The sequence below is a fragment of the Mycolicibacterium sp. lyk4-40-TYG-92 genome, from assembly GCF_030209435.1.
Classification (GTDB): Bacteria; Actinomycetota; Actinomycetes; order Mycobacteriales; family Mycobacteriaceae; genus Mycobacterium.
In genome coordinates this window covers 279,353-295,391 of sequence record NZ_JARVRX010000002.1, presented here as the reverse complement: position 1 = coordinate 295,391, position 16,039 = coordinate 279,353, and the positions used below count along the sequence as shown (strand labels likewise).

The 16,039-nt window shown below is 68.0% G+C and carries 13 protein-coding genes; 4 read left to right on the top strand and 9 right to left on the bottom strand.

The window, feature by feature from the left end; genetic code table 11:
- Position 1: 1 nt before the first annotated feature.
- Genes octT through QRN63_RS06055 form a run of 7 tightly spaced genes read right to left on the bottom strand, consistent with a single transcriptional unit; the run spans position 2 to position 6,096 of the window.
- A complete protein-coding gene (octT, locus tag QRN63_RS06085; RefSeq protein ID WP_285029958.1) occupies positions 2-754 on the bottom strand; it encodes a diglucosylglycerate octanoyltransferase in 753 nt (250 codons plus the stop codon).
- Positions 744-1,412 (bottom strand): glucosyl-3-phosphoglycerate phosphatase, encoded by a 669-nt coding sequence (gene gpgP, locus QRN63_RS06080; protein WP_285029957.1) that lies wholly within the window; start codon positions 1,410-1,412, stop codon positions 744-746. The genes octT and gpgP overlap by 11 nt, the downstream gene beginning before the upstream one ends.
- Positions 1,409-1,822: a ribosome silencing factor gene (gene rsfS / locus QRN63_RS06075; protein WP_267319267.1), complete on the bottom strand. Its 414-nt coding sequence runs from the start codon at positions 1,820-1,822 to the stop codon at positions 1,409-1,411. Before rsfS ends, gpgP begins: the two co-directional genes overlap by 4 nt.
- Positions 1,819-2,451 carry a nicotinate-nucleotide adenylyltransferase gene (gene nadD / locus QRN63_RS06070; RefSeq protein ID WP_166556114.1) on the bottom strand — a complete coding sequence of 211 codons (633 nt, stop codon included), beginning with the start codon at positions 2,449-2,451 and terminating at the stop codon, positions 1,819-1,821. Before nadD ends, rsfS begins: the two co-directional genes overlap by 4 nt.
- A gap of 52 nt (positions 2,452-2,503) precedes the next feature.
- On the bottom strand, positions 2,504-3,946 hold the full coding sequence (locus QRN63_RS06065) for a vWA domain-containing protein (protein ID WP_267319268.1): 1,443 nt from the start codon (positions 3,944-3,946) through the stop codon (positions 2,504-2,506).
- A gap of 8 nt (positions 3,947-3,954) precedes the next feature.
- Complete coding sequence (locus tag QRN63_RS06060) at positions 3,955-4,836, bottom strand: AAA family ATPase (protein ID WP_267319269.1); 882 nt, start codon at positions 4,834-4,836, stop codon at positions 3,955-3,957.
- 12 nt (positions 4,837-4,848) lie between these two features.
- Positions 4,849-6,096: a glutamate-5-semialdehyde dehydrogenase gene (locus tag QRN63_RS06055; RefSeq protein WP_285029956.1), complete on the bottom strand. Its 1,248-nt coding sequence runs from the start codon at positions 6,094-6,096 to the stop codon at positions 4,849-4,851.
- A 56-nt stretch (positions 6,097-6,152) separates the two neighbouring features.
- Between QRN63_RS06055 and QRN63_RS06050 the strand changes: the two genes are divergently transcribed.
- The 4 genes from QRN63_RS06050 to QRN63_RS06035 all read left to right on the top strand — a co-directional run bounded on the left by QRN63_RS06050 (position 6,153) and on the right by QRN63_RS06035 (position 11,296).
- The gene (locus QRN63_RS06050; protein WP_285029955.1) at positions 6,153-7,019 is read left to right on the top strand and encodes a ribokinase; all 867 of its coding nucleotides are present in this window, start codon (positions 6,153-6,155) and stop codon (positions 7,017-7,019) included.
- Positions 7,020-7,079: 60 nt separating this feature from the next.
- Positions 7,080-8,330 carry a cytochrome P450 gene (locus tag QRN63_RS06045; RefSeq protein WP_285029953.1) on the top strand — a complete coding sequence of 417 codons (1,251 nt, stop codon included), beginning with the start codon at positions 7,080-7,082 and terminating at the stop codon, positions 8,328-8,330.
- A 114-nt stretch (positions 8,331-8,444) separates the two neighbouring features.
- Positions 8,445-9,608 carry a DUF2306 domain-containing protein gene (locus QRN63_RS06040; protein ID WP_285029951.1) on the top strand — a complete coding sequence of 388 codons (1,164 nt, stop codon included), beginning with the start codon at positions 8,445-8,447 and terminating at the stop codon, positions 9,606-9,608.
- 98 nt (positions 9,609-9,706) lie between these two features.
- A complete protein-coding gene (locus QRN63_RS06035; RefSeq protein WP_285029950.1) occupies positions 9,707-11,296 on the top strand; it encodes an HNH endonuclease signature motif containing protein in 1,590 nt (529 codons plus the stop codon).
- A 15-nt stretch (positions 11,297-11,311) separates the two neighbouring features.
- Here QRN63_RS06035 and QRN63_RS06030 read toward each other — a convergent pair whose 3' ends face one another.
- Positions 11,312-13,813, bottom strand: a complete 2,502-nt coding sequence (locus QRN63_RS06030; RefSeq protein WP_285029949.1) for a CocE/NonD family hydrolase — start codon at positions 13,811-13,813, stop codon at positions 11,312-11,314.
- 126 nt (positions 13,814-13,939) lie between these two features.
- On the bottom strand, positions 13,940-15,982 hold the full coding sequence (locus tag QRN63_RS06025; protein ID WP_285029948.1) for an NAD(+) synthase: 2,043 nt from the start codon (positions 15,980-15,982) through the stop codon (positions 13,940-13,942).
- Positions 15,983-16,039 lie beyond the last annotated feature (57 nt).

Sequence of the window (16,039 nt, the reverse complement as noted above, 5' to 3'; positions counted from 1 at the left end):
GCTAGTCGTCAGTCCGCTGCGACACCACACCGGCCTCGGCCAGTCCCTTGAGCATGAGTTCGGCGACGGCACGGTGCGCCTCGAAGTTCCAGTGGATACCGTCCGGGTTCGCCCGGCCCGACATCACCTCGTCACCGACGGCGGCCTTGAGGTCGACGACCGGAATCTGCTTCTGGTCAGCCCAGTCGGTGATCGCCGAGACCGTGGCGTCACGCCACCGGTGCGAGCTGCCATAGGTCTCCGCGATGTGCACCGACGGGATGGTCGCCACGAATGGAATGCCGGGACGGTTGAAATCGATTGCCCCGCGGGTCTCTTCGAGATATTCGACCGTCAGGTGTGCCGGCAGCGCGGGCCGGGCGAGCGGGGACAGCCGTGGCTGCAGCCAGCCGTAGCCGTCCCGCACGATGCGGCGCAGCCACGGCGGCCGCACGTAGCGGATCAGTTCCCGCAGCGCCGTCGGGAGCGGCGACGGCAGCGAGTCCATGCCGCAGGTAGCGAAGATCACCGCGCCGGCCTTCGGCAGCGCCGCCCATGACCGTGGGTCCTGCGTCGCGGCCCACCACACGTCGCGGCACGTCCAGCCGATACGGCCGATCAGTTCCAGGTCCCAACCGAGTTGCGAGGCAACGATGTTGGGCCAGATGCGCGGATCGTCCGACGGCAGGCCGCCGGTCGGTCCGTAGTAGGACAGCGAGTCGCAGAAGACGAGGAGAACGGGCTTCTTCGGAGTAGTCGGTGTCTCAGAGGACATCGTTGGCCACCTGAGCCGAGGCGTTCCACACATCCAGACGCCACTTGACGGGGTCGTCGTCCGCCAGTCCGGCGCTGTGCCCGGACAGCTGCACCCAGCTGGCGTTGCCCATGCCCCCGAGTATCGGCCAGTTGTCCACCGGCAGCTCGAGCAGGGCGGCGGTCAGGGCGGCGATCAGCCCGCCGTGCGCGACGAGCACGACGGGGCGGTCGACCTCGTCAACACCCCATTCGGGCAGATTGCGAATCTGCTCGGACACCACCGGAAGGCTGCGGTTCGCCACGTCCACCCGGCTCTCGCCGTTGTGCGGTGCCCAGCGGGCATCGTCACGCCAGGCCAGCCGCGCCCCGGGCGCGATGGCGTCGACCTCGTGATGGGTCAGGCCCTGCCAGTCCCCCAGGTGCGTCTCGCGCAGCCGTTCGTCGATCGACACCGGCATCCCGGCCTGGTCCCCCAGCGTCGTCGCGGTGTCGAGAGCCCGGCGCAGGTCGGACGACACGATCACCAGGGGCTGACGCTTGGCCAGCACCTCGGCCGCCGCCACCGCCTGCGCCCGGCCCAGATCACTGAGGTCGGTGTCGAGCTGGCCCTGCATCCGGCTGGTGGCGTTGTACTCCGTCTGACCGTGACGCAGCAGCAGGAGGCGGCGGTTCCTCACTCGCCGTCCTCGTCGGACGCGTCGTCACCGTCAGGGTTCACCGGCAGCTCCCCATCCAGGTCGACCTCGACGGCCGGGCAGTCCCGCCACAGCCGGTCCAGCGCGTAGTACTCGCGCTCTTCCTGGTGCTGGATGTGCACCACGATGTCGACGTAGTCGAGCAGCACCCAGCGGCCCTCGCGGGCGCCTTCGCGACGGGCCGGCTTGTGGCCCGCCCAGCGCATCTTCTCCTCGACCTCGTCGACGATGGCGTTGACCTGGCGGTCGTTGGACGCCGAGGCGATGACGAAGTAGTCGGTGATGACCAACTGATCCGAGACGTCGATGACGCTGATGTTCTCGCCGAGCTTGGCGGCCGCCGCACGGGCGGCGACCGTCGCCATGCTGAGGGCTTCTTGCGTGGCAGTCATGAACTCTCCTGCTTGTCCGTGGCCTGATAGAGCCCACGTTTGGATACGTATTGGACGACACCGTCGGGCACCAGGTACCAGATGGGCCGGTTGGCCTGGGCGCGGCGACGGCAGTCGCTCGACGAGATGGCCAGCGCGGGCACCTCGACCAGTGTCAGGGCGTCGGGCGGCAGTTCTTTCTGGGCTTCCTCGATGTGCTTGCCGTCGAGCTCGTAGCCGGGCCGGCTGACCCCGATGAACCGGGCCGTGGAAAACAGCTCCTCCCAGTTCTGCCAGGACAGGATCGAGGCCAGCGCGTCGGCGCCGGTGATGAAGAACAGGTCGGTGTCGGGATTTTGGCGGGCCAGATCCCGCAAGGTGTCCTTGGTGTAGGTGGGGCCGCCGCGATCGATGTCGACGCGGCTGACCGAGAACCGCGGATTGGCGGCCGTCGCGATGACCGTCATCAGATACCGGTCCTCGGCGGCGGTGACGTGTCGGTCCCGCTTCTGCCAGGGCTGCCCGGTGGGGACGAACACCACTTCGTCGAGTTCGAACAGGTCAGCCACTTCACTGGCCGCGACGAGGTGTCCATGGTGGATGGGGTCGAACGTCCCACCCATCACTCCCAGCCTGCGTCGAGTCACGATTGGCCAGCTTACGGCAGTGTTCGGAGCCAACTCGGGGGCAGGACCTCGCAGGCTAGACCGGCAGCAGGTTGTCGATCACCGACGCGAGCTGCTTGGCGGACCGGCATTCGTGCATGGTGATGACGTCCTGATACTTGGCGGTCGCCGAGTCGCCGCTGCCCCACAGGTGCTTGGGCTCGGGGTTGAGCCAGTGCGCGTGCCGGCTCGCACTGACCATGTGGGCCAGCAGGTCGGCCTGGGGATTGCGGTAGTTGTTGCGGCCGTCGCCGAGCACCAGCAGGGCCGTGCGCGGCGAGAGCGCATTGGGCCACTTGTCCATGAACGAGACGAAGGCGTGGCCGTAGTCGGAGTGCCCGTCACGGGTGTAGACGGCCGCCTCGCGGGTGATCTTCTGTACCGCGACGGCCAGGTCGGCGTCCGGCCCGAACAGCTCGGTGACCTCGTCGGTCGTGTCGATGAAGGCGAAGACCCGCACCCGGGAGAACTGCTGGCGCAGCGCGTGCACCAGCATCAGGGTGAAGTGGCTGAAGCCCGCGACAGAGCCGGAGACGTCGCACAGCACCACGAGCTCGGGACGGGCCGGGTGCGGTTTCTTGAGGACGACATCGATGGGCACGCCGCCCGTGGACATCGACTTGCGCAGCGTCTTGCGCAGGTCGATCTGACCGGCGTGCGAACGACGCCGGCGCGCGGCCAGCCGGGTGGCCAGCGTACGGGCCAGGGGCGCAACGACATTGCGCATCTGGCGCAGTTGTTCGCCTGATGCCCTGAGGAATTCGACATTCTCGGCGAGTTGCGGGATGCCGTAGGTCTGCACGTGATCGCGGCCGATCTGCTCGGCCGTGCGCCGCTTGGTCTCCGATTCGACCATGTGCCGCAACTGCGAAATGCGCTTGGCGGCAATCGCTTTGGCAATCTGTTCCTGGGTGGGCGTCGGCTCGTCGCCGTAGGGCGCCAGCAGTCCGGCGAGCAGTTTGCCTTCGAGCTGGTCGAGGCCCATGGCTTTGAGCGCCTGGTACGACGAGTACGACGGGCCGCGGCTGGAGTTGTACTTGCCGTAGGCGTCGACGATCTGCGCGATCATCGCCATCAGGCGATCGTCGAGGTTGGCCATGTCGGCGTCGGACAGCAGGTCGATGAGTGCCGACCGCATGCCCTCGACGTCCTCGGGCGGGATCCGGTCGGGCCGGTTCTCCGGGTCGTCTTCGTCGTCGAGTTCCAACACGGCTCGGTCCCCCATCGCCGCGGGGAACCACAGGTCGAACAGCGCGTTGTACGTCTCGCGATGGTCGGGCCGGCGCAACACCGCGCATGCCAGGCCCTCGCGCAGCACCATGCGGTCACCCAGCCCCAGGGTGGCCATCACCCGGCCGGCGTCGACCGTCTCCGACGGCCCGACGTTGATGCCCACCTTCCGCAGGGCCTCGACGAATCCCACGAGGTGGCCCGGAATGCCTTGCGGGGCAAGCGGTTGCGCGGGTGTCCGTCCAGTCATGGCGAGTCCTAGTTCAGTTTCAGCTCGCCGGCGGCGCGCACCTGATCGGACTGGTGCTTGAGCACCACGCCCAGCGTGGCAGCGATCATCGCGTCGTCGAGGGTGTCCATGCCCAGCGCCAGCACGGTGCGGCCCCAGTCGATGGTCTCGGCGACCGACGGCAACTTCTTGAGCTGCATGCCGCGCAGCACGCCGATGATCCGCACCAGCTCGTCGGCGATCTTCTCCGGCAGCTCGGGCACCCGGGACAGCAGGATGCGCCGTTCCAGGTCGGGGTCGGGGAAGTCGATGTGCAGGAACAGGCAGCGACGCTTGAGCGCCTCGGAGAGTTCGCGGGTGGCGTTCGAGGTCAGCACCACCAGCGGCGTCTGCTGGGCCTTGATGGTGCCCAGTTCGGGCACGGTGACGGCGAAGTCCGACAGGATCTCCAGCAGCAGACCCTCGATCTCGATGTCGGCCTTGTCGGTCTCGTCGATCAGCAGCACGGTGGGTTCGGTGCGCCGGATGGCCGTCAGCAGCGGGCGGCTCAGCAGAAACTCCTCGCTGAACACGTCCATCTTGGTCTGGTCCCAGTCGCCGGACTGCTGGCCGGACTGAATCCGCAGAATCTGCTTGGCGTGGTTCCACTCGTACAGCGCGCGGGCCTCGTCGACACCCTCGTAGCACTGCAGCCGCACCAACTCCGAACCGGTGCACTGGGCGATGGCCCGGGCCAGTTCGGTCTTACCGACACCCGCCGGTCCTTCGATCAGCAGCGGCTTGCCCAGCCGGTCGGCCAGGAAAACCGCTGTGGCCGTTGCGGTATCGGGCAGGTATCCGGTCTCTGCGAGTCGCTTGGCGACGTCATCGATGTCCGCGAACAGCGGCACGGAACGAGCGGGTGTACTCAAGTTCTTCTCCTCTTACACGGGCCGGGTCTGGCCGTCGCCCCACACGATCCATTTGGTGGATGTCAGTTCCGGCAGCCCCATCGGGCCGCGGGCGTGCAGTTTCTGGGTCGAGATACCGATCTCGGCGCCGAAGCCGAACTGCTCGCCGTCGGTGAAGGCCGTCGACGCGTTGACCATCACCGCGGCGGCGTCCACCTGTTCGGAGAACCGCTGGGCCGCAGCAAGATTGGTAGTGACGATGGATTCGGTGTGCCCGGTGCCGTATTCGTTGACGTGCGCGATGGCGCCGTCGACACCGTCGACGACGGCAACCGCGATGTCCAGCGACAGGAACTCGGCCCGCAGCTCGTCCTCACTCGGGTCCAGGTGCACCGTCACCCCGGCGTCCTGCAGGGCAGTCACCAGCCGGGGCAGCGCGACGTCGGCGATGGCCCGGTCGACCAAAAGGGTCTCTGCCGAGTTGCACACGCTGGGGCGGCGGATCTTGGAGTTGAGCAGGATGCTCTCGGCCATGTCGAGATCGGCCGCCTCGTGAACGTAGACGTGGCAGTTGCCGACGCCCGTCTCGATGGTCGGCACGGTGGCGTCGCGCACCACGGCATCGATCAGGCCGGCGCCGCCGCGCGGGATCACCACGTCGACCAGACCGCGGGCCTGGATCAGGTGGGTGACGCTGGCGCGGTCCTCGCTGGGCAGCAGCTGTACCGCGTCCTCGGGCAGCCCCTCGGCAGCCAGCGCCGCCCGCAGCGCGGTCACCAGGGCCTCGTTGGACCGAGCCGCCGACGAGCTGCCGCGCAGCAGCGCCGCGTTACCCGACTTCAGCGCCAGCCCGAACGCGTCGACCGTCACGTTGGGACGGCTCTCGTAGACCATGCCGACGACACCCAGCGGCACCCGCTGCTGACGGATCTGCAGGCCGTTGGGCAGCGTGCTGCCGCGCAGGACCTTACCGACCGGATCCGGTAGCCCGGCGACCTGCCGCAATCCGGCAGCGATGCCGTCGAGTCGCTGCGGGTTCAGGGCCAGCCGGTCGATCATCGCCTCGGCGGTACCGGCGGCGCGCGCCGTCTCGATGTCCTCGGAATTGGCGGCGAGCACCACGTCGGCGGCAGCCAGCACGGCATCCGCGGCCGCATGCAGCGCGCGGTTCTTGGCTTGAGTGGTCAGTGTGGCCAGCGCACGGGATGCGACCCGGGCCCGCCGGGCGGCGTCATGCACCTGCTGGCGAAGATCGGTGTCCGTAGCTGCGTGCACACTCATTAACCCAGGGTAACGAGGTATCCGCGGTTCAGGCCTGTCGGGGCTACCGTGGCCGGGTGACTCGGATCACTGTCGTGGGCAGCGTCAACATGGACCTGGTGTTCGGCCTGGCCGACCTTCCAGAACCCGGAGAGACCGTGCTGGCGTCGTCGCTGCATTCGGAGCCGGGCGGCAAAGGCGGCAATCAGGCCGTCGCCGCGGCCCGCGCGGGCGCCGACGTCCAGCTGGTCGCCGCACTCGGGACCGACGCCACCGGGACGGCATTGCGAAAGCACCTGCAGGACAACGGTGTCGGCCTGGACGGGGTCGTCGAGCTTCCGGCACCCAGTGGCACGGCAGCGATCATGGTCGGCGGCAACGCCGAGAACATGATCGTGGTGGCACCGGGCGCCAACGCCCACCTGACCCTGGGTTCACCGCATATTCGTGGGGTGGTCGCCGCCTGCGACGTGCTGTTGCTGCAACTGGAGATCCCGCCGTCCACCGCGTTGGCCGCGGCACGGCTGGCCAAGGAGAGCGGCGCGACCGTCATGCTCAACGCCTCTCCTCCCGGCACCGATCCGCGCCTGCTGGCCGACTTGGCCGCCGTCACCGACGTGGTGATCGTCAACGAAACCGAAGCCGCCGGGTGGCACTGGCCCGTCGCACATGTCGTGGTCACCCAGGGCGCCCGCGGCGCCCTGCATCGAACTCCCGACGGCGAGACGCACGTCGCGGCGCCCGAGGTCGAGGCACTCGACACCACCGGTGCCGGTGACGTGTTCGCCGGGGTTTTGGCCGCCGGCTGGCAGACGGACCCGCAGCATGCCCTCCTGCGGGCCGTGACGGCCGGCGCGCTGGCCACCCTGGTTCCCGGTGCGGGGAACTGCGGACCGTACGACGAGACCATCGAGGACGCGGTGGCGGGCGGCGGGCATAACTGACGCGCAGATATACGCCACTTAGCGGATGATGTGCCGGCCGCGACGCCGGATAGTCGATACATGACCACCGCAGCCGGTATGCCGAGTGTCTTCGACGTCGAACTTCCGGCCATCGACTACTCGAGCGCGCAGGGCCCCGACGAGGCACAGGCGATCCTCCGGGCGGCGCGTGCGCAGTCGCCGGTCGCCATGGGGCCGCACGGCCCGGAGGTGCTGACCTACGACCTGGCGCACGAGGTGCTGCGGGACCCCAGATTCCGGATTCCGCAGGGCATGTTCCTCGTCGCTCAGGGCATCACCTCGGGTCCGGTGTGGGACCGGGTCAGCTCGTCGATCATCAGTATCGACGGCCCGGAGCACACCCGCTTGCGTCGACTGATTGCGACGGCCTTCAGCCGCCGCGCCATCGAACGCCTGCGCACGACGGTCGTCGACGTCGTCAGCGACCTGATCGACCGCCAGGTGGCGCGCGGCCACTGCGATGTGGTGACCGACATCGCGCGGCAATACCCCACCCCGGTCATCTGCGCCCTGCTCGGCGCACCCGCCGACGACTGGGAACAGCTGTCTGTCTGGGTCGACGACTTCATGCAGGCATTCGACTGGAACGTCGCCGAGCACGAAGCCGCGATCCTGACCGCCTGGCAGGCCCTGGACGATTACATCGATGACATGGTCGCCCGGCGTCACGACCACCTCACCGACGACCTCCTCTCGGATCTCATCCGCGCCGAGGAGGACGGCGACCGGCTCAGTGCCGACGAACTGCGGATGCTCTCCACCGGTCTGCTCGCCGCCGGTACCGACACCACCCGCAACCAGGTCGCCGCTTCGGTGCAGGTGCTGTGCGAGCACCCCGACCAGTGGGCCCTGCTGGGCGCACATCCCGACCTGGCCGACCGCGCCGTCGAAGAGACCATGCGGCACTCCCCTATCGTGATCAGCTCGCTGCGGATGGCCCGTGAGGATGTCGAACTTGCCGGGATGCTCATCCCAGCAGGAACTTTCATGCAGGTGAACACCGGCGCGGCCAACCGCGACCCCGCCGTGTACGACGATCCCGACCGCCTCGACATCACCCGTGCCGGCGCCCCGGCGATGCAGACCTTCGGCGCCGGGATGCACTACTGCCTCGGCGTGCACCTGGCCAAGATGGAGCTCGCCGAAGCGCTCGCCTTGATGACCCAGCGCATGCGCGGCGCCCGCGTGACCGGACCGGTGCCGTGGAAACCCCTGGTGGGCTTGAGCGGACCGATCACTCTGCCCATCGCCTTCGACCGCATCGATCAATCATGGCGGGCGGCTTCCTGAGCGGGCCGCCCGCACGCGCCGGGTGAGCGCGCTACCGAACGAAACCCATGCGTCAGTCCCGACTCAGCAAATACTGCAGGTTAGCCCTGGGTGGCCATAGAATCTGACGTTCAAATGGACGGCCACAAACGAATCGCGGTGTCACGGCGATTCTTCGTGCTCACGGTCGCCATCGCCGCCTTCTACGTGCCGCTCGCGCTCAACTACACCTGGCCACTTTTCGCGCCCGGCTTGTCGCGCTGGCAGGACGCCGTCAACACCGCAATCAACGGCGACGGCTACGCCCTCGGTGACGGGTCGGTCGAATCGGTGCGCCACGGCGCCTACGCCGAGCATCGAATGGTTCTCATTGTGCACACCACCCTGGCCGGAATTGCTTTGGCGCTCGGGCTGTTTCAGTTTTCGGCACGGGTGCGCGCGCGATGGCCGGCCGCCCACCGGTGGATCGGCCGCAGCTATCTCGCGCTGATGTCTGTCAGCATGCTGACCGCGTTGGTATTCCTGTACCTCACGCCGCCTGCCCAGCATTTCATCGGGCCGGCGTTCGAAACGCAGTTGCGCGCCTTGGCAATCGGCACGCTCGGCAGCGGTTGGTATGCGGTCTACGCGATCCGCCGCCGCGACGTGGTCACGCACCAGGCCTGGATGATCTACGGCATCGCCCTCATGATGACAGCGCCGTTGCTTCGGGTGATCTGGATCGGGATACAGCCGCTGATCCCCCAGCACGATCTGCTGACCAACATCGGCGTGGGTTCCGTCATCCTCGGCGTCGCCGCGCCCGGCAGTGCGGTGTTCGCGTTCATGCTGACCCAGCAGCCGACGCCGGCTGCCGGCGTTCGTTGCGCCCCGAGGTGGACGTACGGCGCTGCACTGCTTTTGGCGATCGCCGGCTCACTGACCTACACCGCCCTGGTGCTCGGGCTACCCGCGCCGATCCCCCACAGCCTCGCACTTTTTCACCTGGTACCCGCCTGGCTCACCCTCGCGGTCGCCGTGCGTGGCATGGTCCGTGCGCGCGCTGCCGGCGACACCGCACGCGAACGGCAGTGGCGCTGGCTCATGTGGGGTTTCGCCGCCGCGCCGACCGCCGCGAGCCTGTACGCGCAGATCGTGCCGCCCGCCTTCACCACGGCCGACGCCGTCCTCGCCGGCGGCATGGACGGCCCGGTCATCCCGATCACCGTCGCCTTCGCGTTGGTGGTGCATGCGGCCGCGCGGTCGCAGCGCCACACCGACGACGATCTCGACGAACCGAACGTGCTGGCCGTCGCCTGAGCGACTCTGCGCCGGCAAGTTATCCACAGAACGCAATTCATCCACAATCTGTGTCTGCCAGAAAGCTTGAAGCAGTAGAGATCGCTAAAATCGAACATATGTACGAATCGCTGATCATCGAAACCAAGGGAGCCGACGACGGCGCCCTGGTCGACATGATGACCAGCGCTACCCGCACCGAAGCCCAGCACGCGGCCCGCCGCCTGGCCGCCATCGCCGAACTGACTCACCGCCGCTGCACCGACCACGAGGACCGCGACCTGTGGGCGTGCGACGGCTGGGATGCCGCTGCCGCCGAGATCGGCGCCGCGCTGACCATCAACCGCTGGCAAGCCGCCAGCCAGATGCAGCTCGCTTTGGCCCTGCGCGACCGCCTCCCCGAAGTCGGCGCCCTCCTGGCCGCCGGAGATTTGCCCCTACAGCTGGTAACCCAGATCTGCTGGCACACCGAACACGTCCAGGACCCGGCCACGCTCACCCTCATCGACATCGCCATGGCCGGAAGCGCGCGCGAATGGGGTCCATTGTCGAAAGCTGACACGATCCGGCAGATCGACAGCTGGATCGAGAAGTTCGACCCGGCCGCGGTGCGTCGTACCCGTAACGCCGTCCGCGGTCGCGATGTCGAGTTCGGCAAGCCGGGTGACCCCGCAGGCGTCACGTCTGTCTGGGGTCTGTTACTGGCCACCGACGCCGAACTGCTCAAGCGCACCCTCACCGCCATGGCCTACGAGGTCTGCGACGACGATCCCCGCAGCCTCGCCCAGCGCCGCGCCGACGCGTTGGGCATCCTGGCCGTCCGAGGCGATCGACTGCCCTGCCACTGCGGCAATCCCGACTGCCCCGCGGCCGGTACCGATCCGCGCGCCGCAGCAGTCGTCATTCATGCCCTGACTGGCGCTGCGCCACAACCGGTCAGCGATCCACTGCTCGACGCGCCGGAGTCCAAACCGCCGGTGACGGCAGACACCCCGGTCGCCGAGGCACTCGCGCCTCTGCCTGAGCCCGAGCCTGTCTCCGACCAGACGGCGGTCGGATTCCTGCTCGGTGGACCCGTAATCCGCGCCGTCCTCCTATCCGACCTCGCGGCCCGCGGCGCCACCGTGAAAACAGTGACCACACCCCAGGTTCCGGCCGCCGGGCAACCGCAGTACCGGCCGTCGATCGCGCTCGACCACTACGTACGGATGCGCGACATCACCTGCATGCACCCCGGATGCGACCAGCCCGCCGTCGACGCCGACCTCGACCACACCGTTGCATGGCCGGCCGGCGCGACCCACCCGGGCAACCTCACTCCGAAATGCCGCAAACACCACCTGATCAAGACGTTCTACAGCGGCGCGACCGGATGGCACACCCGCCAACACCCCGACGGCACCATCGTCTGGACCGCACCCACCGGACACACCTACACCACCGTGCCCGGTAGCCGAATCCTGTTCCCCGACAAACACTTCCCTTCAGTACCGCCACCGCCACCGGCCACGGCGACCCCCAGCGACCAACCCGGCCGCGACCTCATGATGCCCACCCGCCGCCGCACCCGAGCAGCAGACCGCACCCGACGCATCCGGCACGAACGCACACTCAACTGGGCCGAGCTGATGGAGTCCGCACCGACCGCCGAAGCCAAACTCCAACTCGCCCAACGCCTCATCGACGGTGACAGCTCGCCACCGTTCTGAGGCCGGGAAATGCGACTACGCGGCCACCGGCGGCGCGCTGTTGACTGCCACCACGCTGGTGCCGACCGTCGGCAGCGACACCGCAACCGAGGACACGTTGATGACGCCGGCCGACGTGAAGCTCTGGTACGGCGTGGTCGAGGCGACGAGCTGCAGGGTCAGCGAGTCCCCCGGTCCTGCGGTGTAGGCGATGTCCTCCAGGTCGACGGTCACGTGGCGCGACTGCCCATCCAGCGTCACCGGTATGAGTGTCACCACATTGCCGACGACACGGCCGGTGCTGTTGTCGACGATCTGGGCGTAGACGAACCGACTGGTTCCGAGCCCGGAGTAGTTGACCGTCACTGTCGGTGCCCCGACCAGCTGCGTGGTCCCCGTGGGGAGGGTGAGCGGGATGTTGATGGCGTTCTGTGCCTTGGTCGGGATCGGCAGTGAATTCTCCAGTCCCAGTGGGTTTCCGAGCGGGCCCGACCCGCCGGCGATCGGCAGGATCGGCATGAAGCCGCCGGCACTGGTCGAGTTGATCGGGGTGCCGTGGAAACTGGGATCGGTCGGCATCACGTCGGACGCGTAGAACTGCCCATCCTGGTCGACCCACTGGAACGTCGGCCCGGTGTCGGTCGCGGTGTTGCCCTTGACATAGCGGTCCAGCCAATTGAGCGTCTCACTCGTCAGCAGCTGGTTCTGGATGGGGCTCACCGGATCGAGGCAGACGCCGTGCCCGCCGCAGAACCAGATCATCTTCACCGGCACGGGGTTACCGTTCGCGTCGACGTTGTCGGTGAGCATCTCGACGTTGGTGTTCGCCTGGTCGAGCGTGATGAGGTCGTCGACCGTGCCCTGGATGATCAGGGTCGGGACGGTGATGTCGTCGACCAGAGCGCCGGGACCACTGCTGGTCAACACATCCCGCTGACTCTGGGTGAGGATGCCCAGCAGGTCACCGAGAATGATGCCGCCGTAGATCTGCGGATTGATCCGTGCGCCGGTCTGCACGAGACCGAGCATCAGCAGCGACGCCCAGGCGGTCTTGAACGCGCCGTGCGGGTACAGGGCATCGTTCAGCGAGTTCCAGGCGAGTCCGGGCACGATCGCGTCGATGCGCTTGTCACCGGCGGCCGCCACGAGCTGAATCCCGCCGCCGTAGGACACCCCGACCATGCCCAGCCGCGGGTCGAGGGTCGCGGCGTCATCGAGTTGCACGCCGGGCTGATCAGCCATCCAGCTGATGATGGACGACACGTCCTTGCCCTCGAAGTGCGGATTGTCCAGCTGCAGCAGCCCACCCGAGGCGTACTCACCGCGCGGGTCCCAGGTGACGACGTTGTAATCGGCGGACCGGAACGTGCCGATGCCCACGAAACCGGTTGCGTACGGGTTCGTTTCGCCGGCACGCGTCATGCCGGGGCCGTACAGCACGGTCGGGGCGACTTCACCTTTGCCCAATCCCATTGCCGGGAAGAAGTTGACGCTGATGGGCGTGCCGTCGAACGACGCGATCTTGTAGGTGTACGCGACCGGCGTTCCCGCCGGCACCAGCTGGGCGAGGTTGATATCGACGGGGACCACGACCGACGCCCCGATGAGCGGCGCCAAAAGTCCACTGACACCGGGAATCTGGCGCAGGTTCACCAGCACGTTCGGCACCATCGAACCGATCAGCGGAATCTGCTTGAGCGCGGTGACGAACGGCGTCTGCTGGGTCACCCGCACCTTGAACTGCTCGGGGGTGCCCGAGGTGACGTCGGCGTAGTTCGGCAGATAGGTGAAATCGCCGGTCGTGAGCATCCGCACCTTGCCGGGCGAGCCGCCGAGGACGCTGTAGCTGACGGGACCGCTCAGCGGCGTGCCGATCGAGCCGTGGATGATGCCGTCGTCGAATTCGACGACGGGGCCGGGGACGGCGAGCGTCGAGGCCGGAGCCGTGGCGGTCAGGCCGACCGGAGCCGACGGACCGACCGGGGTTGACGGCTTGACCGCCGACGTCGAGGTGACGCCCAGGGTCCGGTCGATACCCAGCTCACGACGAGCCGCCGCCAGCAGCACCCACACCCCCGGCGCCTGCACCGGGCCGGTGGGTGTCGAGCCGACGCTCGGCTTGGTTGCCGTCGGCACGGCCTGAACCAGAGACGAAGCGACACCCGCCGCCTGGACGGTGGGCGCAGAGACTCCCTCGGCCGGCGCGGAGACTTCGGCTTTCGGCTTCGGCGCGACGGCCGTCAGCGCCGCGGCGGGGTGCTGGGATCCGCCGTTCGCGTCAGCGGTCTTGGGCGGTTTCGCCTTGGGCGCCTTCGGATTCTTGGCGGCCTTGGGGACTTTGGGCACCTTGGGCTTCTCGGCCCGCGCCGCCTTGTCCTGACGGGCCGGCGGCGCGCTGCTCGACGTGCCGTGGGAGACGCCCGTCGTACCCGAAGTGCCCGTGTCGGCGTAGGCCACGCCCCCACCGACGATGACCGACCCCACTCCGAGGGCGACGGCCAATCCTCCAACGCGACCGACATGGCGTGCTGCAGACATCACTACCTCCCCGACAGTTGGCAACAACTATCTGGAAGTTAGCTCAGGAGCGCTCGGATAATTGACGCTTTTGCAGGAAAACATACCGATAGTAGGTTTTCTGCAGGGTCGCCCACTCCGGCCGGCTCAGGCCTCCGGCACGTTGCGGTCGATCTCGTCGAGCCAGATGCGCGCCGACATGTCCGACGGTGCCCGCCAGTCCCCGCGCGGCGACAACGCGCCGCCGGCCGACACCTTCGGGCCGTTCGGCAGCGCCGACCGCTTGAACTGGCTGAACGAGTAGAACCGCTGAACGAAGACTTTCAGCCAGTGCCGGATGTCGGCCAGCGAATAGGCCACGTGCTCGTCGTCCGGGAAGCCGGCCGGCCAGTCACCGGCGTCGGCGTCGCGCCAGGCATGCCAGGACAGGAACGCGATCTTCGACGGCCGGAAGCCGTACCGCAGCACCTGGAAGAGCGAAAAGTCCTGCAGCGCATACGGTCCCACCTTGGCCTGACTGCTCTGCACGGCCTCACCGTCGGCCGCGGGAACAAGTTCCGGGGTGATCTCGGTGTCCAGCACCGACTGCAACACGTCGTTGACGTCGGCATTGAACTGGCCCGAGGAGATCACCCACCGGATCAGGTGCTGGATCAGGGTTTTCGGCACCCCGCCGTTGACGTTGTAGTGCGACATCTGGTCCCCGACACCATAGGTGGACCAGCCCAGGCCGAGCTCGGACAGGTCGCCGGTGCCGAGCACGATGCCGCCGCGCTGGTTGGCCAGCCGGAACAGGAAGTCGGTCCGCAGGCCGGCCTGCACGTTCTCGAACGTCACGTCGTACACGGCCTCACCCCGGGCGAACGGGTGCCCCATCTCGGCCAGCATCAGTCGGGCGGTGTCCCGAATGTCCAACTCGGAGAACGTAACTCCGAGTGCCTTCGCGAGTGCGGTCGCGTTGTTCTTGGTGTGGTCGCCGGTCGCGAAACCCGGCATGGTGAAGGCCAGGATATCGCTGCGCGGCCGGCCCTCGCGGTCCATCGCCTTGGCCGCGACGATCAGCGCATGCGTGGAATCGAGCCCACCGGACACCCCGATCACCACGGTCGGGAAGTTCAGCGCCCGCAGGCGCTGCTCCAGGCCGGACACCTGGATGTTGTACGCCTCGTAGCAATCCTGTTGCAGCCGAGCTGGATCCGCCGGCACGAACGGAAACCGCTCGATCTCGCGGCGCAGGCCGATGTCACCCGACGGCGGCGAAAGCGTGAACCCGATGCGCCGGAAGCCCGAGGTCCGGTCGGCGAAGGCGCGCCGGTTGTCGTCGAACGTGCCCATCCGCAGTCGCTCGGCGGCCAGCAGCTCGGTATCGACGTCGGCGACCGAGCGTCGCTCTCCGCGCGGGAAGCGCTCGGATTCGGCCAGCAGCACACCGTTTTCGTAGATCATGGTCTGGCCGTCCCAGGCCAGGTCGGTCGTCGACTCGCCCTCCCCCGCAGCCGCGTAGACGTATGCCGCCAGGCATCGCGACGACGCCGACCGGGCCAGCAGCTTGCGGTCGTCGGCCCGGCCGATGGTGATCGGACTGCCCGACAGATTCGCCAGCACCGTCGCACCGGCCAGCGCGGCCGTCGCACTCGGCGGCACCGGCACCCACATGTCCTCGCAGATCTCCACGTGCAGCACGAAGTTCGGTAGATCGCCGGCGGCGAACAACAGGTCGGGGCCGAACGGCACGTCGACGCCACCCAGGCGCATGGTGCCCGCCACATCATCACCGGCCGCGACCTGACGCGATTCATAGAACTCGCGGTAGGTCGGCAGATACGACTTGGGCACGACGCCGAGGATCGAGCCGCGGTGGATGACGACGGCGGTGTTGTAGATGCGGTGCCGGTACCGCAGCGGCGCACCCACCACCAGAACCGGCAGCAAGTCGGCGGACGCCGCGACGATCGAGGCCAGCGCCTCGGTCACCGACTCCAGCAGCGTGTCCGACAGCAGGATGTCCTCGATCGAGTACCCGGACAGGGTCAGTTCGGGGAACACCGCCAGGGCGACGGCGTCGTCGTGACACTCCCGGGCCAGGCGCAGCACCGACGCGGCGTTGGTCGCCGGGTCCGCGAGCGCGGTGTGGTGCGTGCACGCGGCCACGCGGACGAATCCGTGCCGGTAGGCGGAATAGAAGTCCACGTCTCGATTGTCGCATCGTCCCGTCGCGTCACACCGCAGACGGCCTACCCTCGATGA